The 12,277-nt window shown below is 38.6% G+C and carries 10 protein-coding genes; 6 read left to right on the forward strand and 4 right to left on the reverse strand.

The genetic code is table 11. The annotated features are described in order from the left end of the window. Position 1: 1 nt before the first annotated feature. Positions 2–1,519: a M20/M25/M40 family metallo-hydrolase gene (locus NY014_RS03490; RefSeq protein WP_259413142.1), complete on the reverse strand. Its 1,518-nt coding sequence runs from the start codon at positions 1,517–1,519 to the stop codon at positions 2–4. Positions 1,520–1,676: 157 nt separating this feature from the next. Between NY014_RS03490 and NY014_RS03495 the strand changes: the two genes are divergently transcribed. The 3 genes from NY014_RS03495 to NY014_RS03505 are packed head-to-tail and all read left to right on the forward strand — an operon-like array spanning position 1,677 to position 4,639. Then, a complete protein-coding gene (locus NY014_RS03495) occupies positions 1,677–2,936 on the forward strand; it encodes a sterol desaturase family protein (protein ID WP_259413143.1) in 1,260 nt (419 codons plus the stop codon). Positions 2,937–2,942: 6 nt separating this feature from the next. Continuing rightward, complete coding sequence (locus tag NY014_RS03500; RefSeq protein ID WP_259413144.1) at positions 2,943–4,061, forward strand: XdhC family protein; 1,119 nt, start codon at positions 2,943–2,945, stop codon at positions 4,059–4,061. Continuing rightward, entirely contained in the window at positions 4,058–4,639 is a 582-nt protein-coding gene (locus NY014_RS03505; protein WP_259413145.1) for a nucleotidyltransferase family protein, read from the forward strand. The genes NY014_RS03500 and NY014_RS03505 overlap by 4 nt, the downstream gene beginning before the upstream one ends. Before the next feature lie 2 nt (positions 4,640–4,641). On the opposite strand, the gene NY014_RS03510 is transcribed toward NY014_RS03505, so the two are convergent. Beyond that, complete coding sequence (locus NY014_RS03510) at positions 4,642–5,784, reverse strand: cysteine desulfurase family protein (protein ID WP_259413146.1); 1,143 nt, start codon at positions 5,782–5,784, stop codon at positions 4,642–4,644. A gap of 155 nt (positions 5,785–5,939) precedes the next feature. Here NY014_RS03510 and NY014_RS03515 point away from each other — a divergent pair, with 155 nt between their 5' ends. From NY014_RS03515 to NY014_RS03525, 3 genes are all read left to right on the forward strand, one after another. Next, positions 5,940–6,524, forward strand: a complete 585-nt coding sequence (locus NY014_RS03515; protein ID WP_259413147.1) for a Crp/Fnr family transcriptional regulator — start codon at positions 5,940–5,942, stop codon at positions 6,522–6,524. 235 nt (positions 6,525–6,759) lie between these two features. Then, positions 6,760–7,221: a rhodanese-like domain-containing protein gene (locus NY014_RS03520; protein WP_259413148.1), complete on the forward strand. Its 462-nt coding sequence runs from the start codon at positions 6,760–6,762 to the stop codon at positions 7,219–7,221. Positions 7,222–7,493: 272 nt separating this feature from the next. Beyond that, entirely contained in the window at positions 7,494–9,533 is a 2,040-nt protein-coding gene (locus NY014_RS03525; RefSeq protein WP_259413149.1) for a glutamine--tRNA ligase/YqeY domain fusion protein, read from the forward strand. Between the two features lie 55 nt (positions 9,534–9,588). Here the strand turns inward: NY014_RS03525 and NY014_RS03530 are convergent, their stop codons facing one another. Together NY014_RS03530 and NY014_RS03535 are read right to left on the reverse strand one after the other, a co-directional pair. Further along, a complete protein-coding gene (locus tag NY014_RS03530; RefSeq protein ID WP_259413150.1) occupies positions 9,589–11,751 on the reverse strand; it encodes a xanthine dehydrogenase family protein molybdopterin-binding subunit in 2,163 nt (720 codons plus the stop codon). A 2-nt stretch (positions 11,752–11,753) separates the two neighbouring features. After that, positions 11,754–12,212, reverse strand: coding sequence for a (2Fe-2S)-binding protein (locus NY014_RS03535; protein WP_259413151.1), 459 nt, complete (start codon positions 12,210–12,212; stop codon positions 11,754–11,756). Positions 12,213–12,277 lie beyond the last annotated feature (65 nt).

Below are 12,277 nucleotides of genomic sequence, written 5' to 3' on the forward strand. Positions count from 1 at the left end.
TTTAAAAGGATTCAGAGATTATTCCCAAAACAGTCTGAATTCCTTCGAAGTAATTGCCTATCCGAATGTTTTCATTTGGTGCGTGAATATTATTATCAGGATTGGGAACGCGGACGGAAACTGCAGGAATCCTAAGAATATTTATGAATGGTGCCATAGGTTGAGATCCTCCGGTTTGTCTGGTTTTGATATAATTATTCCCAAAGACCTTTTGCATTCCACTCTCTAGCCATTTCCCAAATTCAGAATCCATTTCCGCTCGAAAAGGCTGTGATCCAATTCTGTAGGAAAAAGAGGCGATTTTTGAATATTTCCTTCGTTCCTCCTCATTGGGTTCTTCAGTTGAAATCAGATGATAACCTTGATTTTGAATATGGTTTTTAAGCAAGTCAACTTGTCTTTGGCCTGGAGTTTCCTGGACTGTTCTCATATCAATTTCAATGATCATCTCAGAGGGAATGATTGTGCGAACTTCCTCTCCTACCCAAGCAGCTTGAATTCCTCTGATATTCAAGGAAGGATATTGTAATGCTTCTTGGTAGGAGTTGCCTACCTCGTCTGATGAAGCTAAACCTAAATCCATTAAAATTTCATCTTTAGATTCAGGGACCTGCTCCATCGCTTTTTGATCTTTTTCTGTAAGATTAACTCCTTCATAAAACCCTGGAATCAATACTTTCCCGTTTTCATCTTTAAATGATGCAATCAGCCTAGCTGCTTCAAAAACTGGATTTGGAGCAAAATTTCCATATTGGCCACTATGCAGATCTCTGTTAGCTCCAAAAATTTTCAAAGTGACAGTTGCTATCCCTCTAGCCCCAAAAGTCAGGTTTGGTAGATTAGAAACATGTCTTGTTCCATCCATGATCAATATCCCATCTGCAGCCACTAATTCCTTGTTTTTCTCGATGACCTTAGCCAATTCTGGAGACGAAAGCTCTTCCTGAAAGTCCAGAATAAACTTAAGGTTGACCGCAGGTTCGATTCCCTGCTTTTTCAAGATTTCTAAAGCAGTAAAAAACACCATAGCTGGTCCTTTGGAATCAGAAGCCGATCTAGCAAATATCTTCCAATCAGGATCAATTTCTCCTTGAAGACTTGACCATGGTATTTGCTCCCAATGTCCGTTTACCTCATGCTTCAACGCAGGGAGATAAGGACTTTCTTGATTCCAGGCACTTGAATCCACAGGCTGTCCGTCTATTTGCATATAAACCAAAACCGTCTTTTTTGTTGGATTTTGGTCCTTAGATGCAAAAAGATGAGGAATTTGATTTGAACTTAGCACTTGCGTTTTATAGCCCAGTGATTTCAAATATTCCTGAGACCATTCTAAGTTTGCTTGAATGTTTTCAGGAATTCGGCCATTATTGGGGATTTTTAAAAATTCTGAAAAGCGATAAAGAGAAGACCTTAACTCTTCATTTGACAATTCCTCAATTTTATTGGCGTCAAGTTGAGCAAAGGCTTGCCCAATAAAGGCGTATAGGAATATTCCAATTAGAATTCTTTTTACCATGTTGATCGATGATTGATGGAAGATAGGAATTCTTCGATTCAGGTCCATCTATTGAATGCTTTCCAATTTGTTTTAAATCAATTTGTGGGCTTATAGCTATAAAACCTGTTGATGAAACTTTTGTAATTGGTTAAGTTTAGGGGGAAATAAACTCAAAATGGAAACCTACGGAAAGATACTGTTGATTGCTATGCCGGCATTTTTACTGCTGGTTTTGTTTGAAAAATTCTGGGGAATGTGGAAGGGAAAAGACACTGTTCCTGTCAATGACATGATATCCAGTTTGAGCTCAGGAATCACCAACGTTACGAAAGATGTCTTGGGTTTGAGCATAGTGGTTATTTCATACGAATGGTTGTATTCCAATTTTGCGCTTTTCAATATCCAAACCTCATGGATTGTCTATGTGATCGCCTTTATGGCTTTAGACTTCGCTGGCTATTGGACGCATCGGATAGCACATGAGTATAATATTTTCTGGAACAATCATATCATTCACCATAGCAGTGAGGAGTTTAACTTAGCTTGTGCTCTTCGTCAAAGTATTTCTTCGATTGTTAAAATATTCGCAGTATTTCTGATTCCTGCTGCCATTTTTGGAGTGCCACCACAAGTGATTGCGATTGTAGCTCCTTTGCATTTATTTGCCCAGTTTTGGTATCACACGCGTCACATCGGGAAAATGGGTTTCTTGGAAAAAATCATTGTAACTCCCTCCCATCACCGAGTTCATCATGCCATCAATCCGGAATATTTGGATAAGAATTATGGACAGATTTTCATTTTCTGGGACAAATGGTTTGGTACCTATCAGGAGGAACAAGATGATATTCCGGCAGTATATGGTGTAACTCGACCTGTAAAGACTTGGAATCCAATCAAGATCAATTTTATGCATCTTTGGCTATTGATGAAGGATGCCTGGAGAGCTAAAAAATGGTCAGATAAATTCAAAATTTGGTTTATGCCTTTGGGATGGAGACCGGCTGATGTGGCAGCAAAATATCCTGTTGAGAAAATTCAGGATGTCTACCACTTCGACAAATACAATCCTTTTTTACCAAAGGGAATGTTGATTTGGAGCTTTGGACAATTGATAGTGCTTTTACTTCTGATTAGTTATTTGTTTGGAAATATTGCCACAATTGGAGCCCCGGATATTTTCTATTATGGAGGTTTTGTCTTTCTGACAATCTACGCCTATACAGAACTGATGGATAGAAATCCTAATGCTTGGGCTTGGGAATTACTTAAAGCGGCGTATGCCTTTTACTTTATTTTTACTCGAGGTGATTGGTTTGGCTTGAATGCTTCTTTTCCTGGAGCTCTTCAGATTTTGATTATTTATTTGGCACTTTCAGCAGCATTAGCGATTTGGTTTTCTTTTAGAAAAAATGAAGTTCAATTCGCTAATTAAGAAATTATGAAAGAACTACAGCAAATACTCACAGCCTACCAATTTGCAAAAGAAGAGAATCGACAAGTTGCCTTAGCAACGGTAGTCAAGGTTGAGGGATCGGCGTACAGAAGACCTGGAGCCCGAATGTTGGTTGATTTGGAAGGTCAATTGACTGGTGCAATTAGTGGGGGCTGTTTGGAGGGAGATGCTCTTCGAAAAGCACAGGCCGTTATTTTTCAACAAAAATCCATGCTGGTTACCTATGATACCACTGATGAGGATGATCAGAAGTTTGGTGTAGGCTTAGGTTGTAATGGGATAATTCATGTTTTGATTGAGCCTATTAATTTCAATGATCCGACGAATCCTGTGGAGTTTATACAGGAAGCTTTAAAGGACAGAGATTTAGGATTACTACTAACCATTTTCTCAATTCCAAATTCACGATCTAGCCAAATCGGTACGGTTTTCTTGAAAAAGGGGAATCATGAATTTGGTAAGGTAGATCAATTGGATCCACAACTTTGGTTAAGGCTAAAGCATGAGATTCAAGCTTTCGATCAGAATCAAAATGAAATTCGTACTTACGCAGATCTAGGAGATATTTCTGTGTTTTTTGAATTGGTAAAACCTGCCGTTCGAGTTCTTTTGTTTGGAGCTGGGAACGATACGATTCCTGTTGCCCGGATGGCAGATTTACTGGGTTTTGAATTGATTGTAATTGATGGACGAAAGAATCTGGCAACATCAGGCCGTTTCCCTCAAAGCAAGGAAATCATCCTAGGTCCTGCCGAGGAAGTGGTTGAAAAAATAGAAACGGATGTCCACACGGTTGTGCTTTTGATGACTCATAATTTTGAATATGAGGCAATAGTATTGGAAAAACTCCAACAGACAATGGTTCCTTACATTGGTATTCTTGGTCCAAAAAGAAAAACTGAAAAATTGATTGATAGGCTTCAGAATAAAGGAATTCAGGTTTTTGAAGAAAATATCTTTGCTCCCATTGGATTGGATATAGGTGCTGAAACTTCTGAAGAAATAGCCCTATCTATTTTTGCCGAAATCAAAGCTGTCCTGAATAAAAAGGCTCCAATTTTCCTTCGGGATAAAGTGGGGCCAATTCACGAAAAAGGAGCATGAAAACCGGGGTAATAATCCTTGCAGCTGGTTCCTCTTCTCGGTTGGGGAGACCAAAGCAATTGATTGAGTACCAAGATAAAACTTTGCTTCAGGGAGCAGTTGATGTCGCTTTAGCAAGCAATACTGATTCCGTTGTAGTGGTTTTAGGATGGAATCCGGAATTGATTAAAGCAGGCATTGAAACAGAATCAATCGATTTTGTTGTAAATAAAAACTGGCAGGAAGGAATGGCTTCCAGCATGCAAGCTGGTTTGCGTTTTTTACAGGAAAAGATTAACCCTGATCAGGTTATTTTGATGCTTTGCGATCAGCCATTTGTAAATACAAGGTTGCTTAATAAACTGATTTCTAAAAAGCATATAACAGGAAAAGGAATAGTAGCCTGTGTCTACTCAGATACAATGGGGGTACCAGCCATTTTTGATCAGAAGTATTTTGAAGAAATGCTCAATTTGAAGGGCTTCGAGGGTGCTAAAAAAGTGATCTTGAAAAATTTATCAGATGCATCTTCAATTGATTTTCCCGAAGGAGCAATTGATTTGGATACAGAAGAAGACTTAAAAGGATTTTTTGGTTAAGTTCATTCTCGAAGTTTCGTTACAACTTCTTTTACCCAGTTAACAGTATTTTCTATATCATCTTCAGTCGTATTTCTACCTAAGCTGAATCGAATGGAAGCTCTTCCCAAATCCGGATTCAGACCCATAGCAGCCAAAACATGACTCGGTTTGGGAGAAATCGATGTACAGGCTGAACCTGAACTTACAGCGACCTTCTGATTTACTTTTTTCAATAACTCCTCTCCTTCCACTCCAGCAAAAGCTATATTACAAACATGAGGCAATCGGAAATCTTGACTTCCATTCAAAAATGTATCTGGGATATCTAATAGTTGGTTTTCTAACAAATCCCTTAATTCTTTTAGTCTTTTACCTTCTTCCTCCATTTCTTGGTTTTGAAGCCCTGCAGCCTTTCCAAAACCTACTATTCCAGGAACATTGAGCGTTCCGCTTCTCATACCCTTTTCATGACCTCCTCCATGAATTTGAGCAAAGGGCTTTGGAAGCTCATGATTGTGCCTTACGTATAGCGCTCCTACTCCTTTTGGACCGTAAAACTTATGAGCTGATAATGCCATCAAATGAATTCCTTTGGTAAAAACAGGGATTTTGCCAGCTGCCTGAACGGCATCTGTAAAAAATATGGTGTTGCTTGCTTCTACTATTTCTACAATTTTCTTTATGGGATGAATTACACCTGTCTCGTTATTAGCCCACATGAGGCAAATCATTTTGGTATGGGGAAGGATTGAGTTTTTCAACTCCTTTAAACTGATTTGTCCTTCCCTATTAACTTTCAAATAAGTGACTTCAGCTCCTCTTTTTTCTATTTCCAAAAAAGTATCTAAAACGGCCTTATGTTCTGTTTCGCAGGTGATATAATGTTGCTTTTCACCTAAATAGGATTCAAAAATTCCTTTAATCCCGAAATTGATTGCTTCTGTAGCACCAGAAGTAAAAATGATTTCCTTGGATTTTGCTCCAATCAACGAGGCAATTTTTTCTCTCGCTTCCTCGACTGCATTCTCGGCTATCCAGCCATATGGATGACTTTTACTAGCTGCATTTCCAAAGTGCGTACCAAAGTACGGAAGCATTTCTTCAATTACTTCCGGGGCACAGGGAGTAGTTGCATTGTAGTCCAGGTAAATCGGATAATTCATGTTTTAAATTCTAACTTTTTAACTCGATTTTAAACACCTCATCAAGTTGACTCAAAAATTATTTAATCCAAAAAACTAAAAATTTCACTTTGGTTTTTTTTCAAAAAATTTTTTCTTGTTGATAGAAGTTTGAAATAACCGCATAAAACCTAGTTTTGGAAAAATCATTTTTAGAATTTTTTAAAAAATTCAGTCAGCTAAATTTGAGTGATATTCTAGAGATTTATAAAATTTCCAGTATCAAATCTTACAAAGCAGGAGAAAAAATAGCTCAGGAAGGTGATCAATTTGATTTTGCTTTAGGTATTCTAAAAGGGGTAATAAGAACCTATGTTATCAAAAGTAATGGTGAAGAGCGGACAGTAAGAATTGCCTTAGAAAAAGATTTTACAGCCTGTGCAAATTGTTTGTTGAATGATGGTAAATCCAATGAATTTTTGGAAGCAGTAGAAGATTGTTTGGTAATTCAAATCAACACTAGAAAATTTAAAGAACTAACGCAACAAAATATTCGCCTATTGAGATTTTGGAGTGATAATATTGGTCAAGTATTAAATGAGACTACAAATCGGATACTTTTTTTTGTAGTAATGACTCCGGAGGAACGTTATCAGGCTTTACTAGATCAAAATCCTGAAATTATACTAAGGGTACCCCAAAAATATTTAGCCTCTTATATCGGGATTACTACTGTATCTCTTTCGAGGATTAGGAGTAGAAAAGCTAACTCCAACAATTAATTAACAAATGTTATTTCGTGGTTTTTTGATAAATCCTACAATTGTAAGGTGAATTTTATTTTAACCTTAGATTCAAAAACTATGAGCATTATCAAAAAAATGACTAATCAAGAAACTCCAACTTGGTTTACAAAAGTTGTATATCCTTGTAAATGCATTGCTTTTATGGCCTTTTTTCCTAGTATTTATTTTATAGGAAAACTTTTTATCTGATTTAGTTTTAATGGTTTGAGTTTTGGGTAGCGTAATTATTGACGTTAGGTCAAAAAAGGAATTTTCCGAGTTCTCTATTCCAGGAGCCATTAATATCCCTTCCGATTCATACACAATCGAAGAATACTTTCCATTTAAGGAAAAGCAGATTTGTCTTGTTTGTGAAAGCGGAAACCGTGCTTATAAGGTTTCCCAGGAATTGGAAAAAAATGGTTTTGAATACGTAAGCCTCCTAGATAGGCATATGGGAGAATTGAGTGAGAATTTGTCCACCAAGGGGTCTTGGACTATAGACAGGCAGTTTCGATTAATTCTAGCGATATTTTTAGCTGTTTTTCTAATTGGTATTTATTTCCAATGGGGCAATGGCGTTTGGCTAATTCCATTAATTTTATTTGCGGGACTTACTTTTTCAGCCCTTACCAACAATTGTTATTTAAAGATTTTAATCGCTCATTTTCCTTGGAATAGACAGAAAGAATGAGATTTAATTAATCTTTTTTTGCTTTTGGGCATTGTGATTTCATATAAAGAAAGCTTTGGATTTTAACATTTTTCAGAATGATTAAGATATTAACCTTAATATGATTTTTCTATTTGTTGTCTCACCTTTTATTTGATTTTAACCCAGGAAAATCAATAAAATTTTTTTGATGAACTGATAATTTTTCTATCCTGTTCTTTCCAAAAAGCTATTTGGGATTGAAGTTGTAAATCCTATCAATTGAAGTAATTTTGCTTTTCAATTTTTCAAAAATGAAAGAATCAGCAGCATCACTCAATTTCATTGAACATATCATAGAAGAAGATCTTGCAAATGGATTTCCGCAGGACAAACTTCGATTTAGATTTCCTCCTGAGCCAAATGGGTATTTACATATTGGCCATGCGGCCTCCATTTGTTTGAATTTTGGATTAGGAGAAAAATACAATGCCCCTGTAAATCTTCGGTTTGACGATACCAATCCTGCGAAAGAAGAACAGGAGTATGTGGACGCCATAAAAAAAGATATTGCCTGGTTAGGCTTTAAGTGGGCCAATGAGTGCTATTCTTCCGATTATTTTCAGCAATTATATGACTGGGCAGTTCAATTAATCAAAGAGGACAAGGCTTATGTAGATCAGCAAAGCTCTGAAGAAATTGCTGCGCAAAAAGGAACACCAACAACTGCGGGAACTCCAAGCCCCTATCGAAATAGACCGATTGCGGAAAGCTTGGATTTGTTTGAGCGGATGAAAAATGGGGAGTTTTCTGCAGGGTCTTATTTGCTACGTGCCAAAATAGACATGGCCTCCCCTAATATGCATATGCGGGATCCGATTTTATATCGAATCGTAAATGCAGCCCACCACCGTACAGGTACAGATTGGTGTATTTATCCAATGTATGACTGGGCTCATGGTCAGTCTGATTATATAGAACAAGTCTCACACTCCTTGTGTACGTTGGAGTTTAAATCTCACAGGGAATTGTACGATTGGTATCTGGATCAGATTAATGATTCAAATTTGCTAAGACCGAAACAGCGAGAATTTGCTCGAAGAAATTTGAGTTACACGGTGATGAGCAAGCGGAAACTGCTCGAATTGGTGCAGAAAAAGATAGTAGCAGGATGGGATGATCCACGGATGCCCACTATATCTGGATTGAGAAGAAGAGGATATACACCTGAATCTATTCGAAAATTTAGTGATGTTTCGGGTATTTCGAAAAGAGATAATGTGACGGATGTTTCACTTCTTGAATACTGTATTCGAGAGGATTTGAACAAACGTGCAACCCGTGTGATGGCAGTTTTGAATCCAGTAAAATTGGTAATTACCAATTATCCAGAAGGAAATACAGAAATGCTATCCATGGAAAATAATCCAGAGGATCCTAATTCCGGAACTCACGAAGTGCCTTTCTCACGTGAATTATACATTGAGCGGGAAGACTTTAAGGAAGACGGAGGAAAGAAATTCTTTAGACTTTCCTTAGGAAATGAAGTTCGACTGAAAAGTGCCTACATCATTAAAGCTGAGTCTGTGGTTAAAGATAAGGATGGAAATATATTGGAAATCCTGTGCACATATGATCCTGAGTCTCGCTCCGGAAGTGGTACTGAGGCAAGTATGCGAAAAGTGAAAGGAACTCTCCATTGGGTTTCAATAGATCACGCGATCAAAGCTGAAGTAAGAGAATATGATCGACTCTTTTTAGATGAGGCACCTGATTCGCATGAAGACAAGAACTTCTTGGATTTTGTGAATCCAGAGTCCTTGAGAGTGATTAAAGAAGCATATCTAGAGCCCTACCTTTCAAATGCCACTTTGGATGACAAGTTTCAATTCCAGCGTTTAGGCTATTTCACACTTGATACAGATTCCAAAGAAGGTCAGCTGATTTTCAATAAAACCGTAGGATTAAAGGATACTTGGGCTAAACAAAGTCAACAAGCGACACCTCAAGCTCAAAAAGCCGCTCCTGCTCCTTCCAACCAAGGAAAGCGAAAAGCACTGAATGAAATCCAACAAATCAGTAAAAAGCTAACCAATTTCTCTGGGGATAAATTGGAAAGTGCTTTGTCCTCAATTTTGGATTTGGCAGAAGAAGTTAGCTATGAAGAGTTGGAACCTTTGTTCAATACGGCTGCAAAAAAAGTGGGAACCCGAATCGGTGTAATGCTTAGCCTTGGAGTTTTATTGAAAAAAGGACAAGCACGAAATGAAGCAATAAATAGCTTTATTGAAGCTGGATTGGCAGATGATAATGAATTATTGAAAAGAGAGGCAGAAAAAGTAAATAGCCTTTAAGATTTACTATAATTAATAAAAATAAAGCCACTGATAATCAGTGGCTTTATTGGTTTTAGGATCTTCTAATTTCGAGTTTGATATCTGAAAATTCCTTTTGCTCTATAAAAGGTTGACTTCTTAGCCTCCTTCCGGTTGCAGCGAAGATTGCATTGGCAATAGCTCCGCCAGTTGGAGGTAGAGCTGGCTCACCCAAACCGGTAGGATCGTATCCTGAATCAATGAAATGTGTGTCAATTTCAGGAACTTCCTTCAAACGAATCAGCCTGTAAGAATCATAATTTCGCTGTTTAGGCAATCCATTTTCAAAAGTCAAATTGGTATACATGGCATGTCCCATACCATCTACAATACCACCTCTGACCTGATGATTGGCGCCTGTTGGATTGACTACCATTCCGCAATCTGTCACAGCAGTAATTTTCTTCAGAACAGGAGTTCCTCCTTGCATTTCGATATTCGCAACTTGAGCCACATAAGATCGATGAGAGAAATAGACACTAAAGCCCTGCTTAACATCAGGATTCTTACCCCAATTACCTTTTTCAGCGGCTGTTTTGACTACACCGATCATTCGATCCACATCATATCCAAGTTGACCTACAGGATTGTTTTTCGCTCGATCTAATAATTCCAAACGGAAAGCAACAGGATCCTTTCCTGCTTCCAAAGCCACTTCATCTAAAAAGCTTTGTTCTGCATATGCTAGGAAATTGGTGATTGGAGCTCTCCAAGCATTGGTTGTAATGCTTGATTCATAATTAACTGTTTCGATGAGAAGATTATCAACAGCTCCAGATGGGAAGTTATGTTCTCTGGTAGTATTTCCAGCATTCATCCCTACTCCTCGCAGTTTATAGCCAATCATTGTTCCGTTTGCATCCAATGCAGCTTCAAAACGATAGCGAACAGCTGGTCGATAAGCCCCGCCTGTCAATTCATCCTCTCGGCTCCAAGTTACCTTAACAGGTGCATTGATGGCTTTGGAAATATGAACAGCTTCATCAACATAATCCGCCCGAAGCCTTCTACCAAATCCACCTCCTAATCGTGTGATTTCAACAGTTACATTTTCCGCAGGAATTCCCAAGATGGAGGCCGCAGTTTGTCTGGCTCGATCAGGTGTCTGTGTAGGCCCGATCAATTCGCAACGGTCTCCTTTGACATGAGCAAAGAAGTTCTCAGGCTCCATAGGAGAATGTGCCAAGAATGGACATTGGTATTCAGCTGTTACTACTTTTGCAGCATTTTGAAATGCAGATTTGATATCACCGTCTTGGCGTCTTACATCTGATTTACCATTTGCCATTAGCTCCTGGAAAATCCGATCATGGTCAGCTGAACTTTCTACGGTACTCTCTGCTTCATATTCAATTTTCAAAAGCTTTTTAGCCTTCATCAATGGCCAGGTAGAATTACCAACAACGGCTACTGAATTGCCGAATTGAACAACATCAGTAATGCCTGAAACGGCTCTGGCAGCACCATCATCAATTGATTTGATCTTCATTCCAAAAGGAGCTCTTTGCACCATGGCGTGCATCATTCCTTCCCGATAAAAGTCCAAACCAAATAAAGGCTTACCAGTATAAATTTCATCAGCATCCACGTTCTTTACTGGTGTGCCAATGATCTTGAAATCTTTTTTGTCTTTAAGTTGTACTTCTTCTGGAGCTTCCATCTGCGCAGCTTCAGCTACAAACTCTCCGAAATGCCCAGACTTTCCTGATCCTTTATGAGAAATGATTCCATTTTCAACCGTAATTTCTTCCGCTGGAACATTCCACATTTTAGCAGCTGCTGCTACCAATACATATTTGGCAGTTGCTCCAGCTTTTCGAAGTCTTTCCCAGCTGTGAGGCATGGCGCCTGAACCACCGGTCAACTGACGGTCGTATTTTTCTGTATCCAAATTTGCCTGAATAACACGCACCTTTTCCCAATCAGCGTCTAATTCTTCCGCAACTACCATTGGGAATGAGGTTTTGATATTTTGTCCCAATTCCGGGTTAGGAGAATAAATCACCACATCTCCAGTTGGGGAAATGGAAAGATAGGCATTGAAAGGCTTGGCTTGCGCCAATACTTCTTCGGTGCTCAGTACTTCAACTTTTGGCGAATCGCAGCTAAACCAGTTGAAACCGATAAACAATCCACCAGCTGTGGTGCTGGCTATCTTTAGAAAATCTCTTCTACTTTCTCTAGTGACAGTTTTCATAATTACTTGTTTTTAGCAGCTAAAGCCACAGCTTCCCGAATTTTGTGATAAGTACCGCAACGGCAAATATTCCGATTCATAGCATTGTCAATTTCTTCCATGCTCGGATTAGGATTTTGCTCTAAAAAGGCAGCAGCCTGCATGATTTGCCCGCCTTGACAATAGCCGCATTGGGCCACATCTACTTCTTTCCAAGCTTGTTGCACAGGATGATCCCCGTTTTCTGAAAGCCCTTCAATGGTGGTTACTTCTGAATTTCCTACGCTGGAAACAGGTGTTACACAGGAAAAAGTTGGGTTTCCGTTGATATGGACTGTACATGCTCCACATTGGGCGATTCCACATGAAAATTTGGTTCCAACCAAACCCAAATGATCTCGAAGAACCCATAGTAAAGGGGTATCATCCTCGACCTCTACCTGGAAACTCTTTCCGTTTACTTTAAGATTGAAACTAGCCATGGTTATTTTTTTTAGGTAAGTTACAAAAAATCAAGCCTCTGAAAATGCCATTTGTGGAATTCTAC

This window comes from Algoriphagus limi, from assembly GCF_024919275.1.
In the GTDB taxonomy this organism is placed as follows: Bacteria; Bacteroidota; Bacteroidia; order Cytophagales; family Cyclobacteriaceae; genus Algoriphagus; species Algoriphagus limi.